Raw genomic sequence first — 263 nt, 5'->3', positions numbered from 1 at the left:
GCATACAGAAGGAAGTGCAATATTTGGCGCTGGAAATACAACAGGACGGCATTGCCTATGCCGCTGCGCATCCTGCTGTGCTCAAGCGTGCGGAGGAGCTGCTTAAGGTCCGGATTACCCTTGTGGACAAGCATGGGGACATCATCTATGATTCTGTGAATGATAGGAAGGAGCCGGACCGCAGCCTGATGGACAAGATTGCCGAGCGGCCGGATGCGGTATCTGTCCAGCACGCCGGGAATGATGCTTATTATTATGGAACC

Annotated in this window: 1 protein-coding gene; it reads left to right on the top strand. The window is 53.6% G+C overall.

The window, feature by feature from the left end; genetic code table 11:
• Positions 1-14 precede the first annotated feature (14 nt).
• Positions 15-263: hypothetical protein (locus L9G74_RS20975; RefSeq protein ID WP_326521529.1), on the top strand; the 249-nt coding region annotated here is incomplete at its 3' end.

It is taken from the genome of Shewanella electrica, from assembly GCF_022321485.1.
Lineage (GTDB): Bacteria > Pseudomonadota > Gammaproteobacteria > Enterobacterales > Shewanellaceae > Shewanella > Shewanella electrica.
This window is presented reverse-complemented; position numbering and strand designations above follow the sequence as displayed.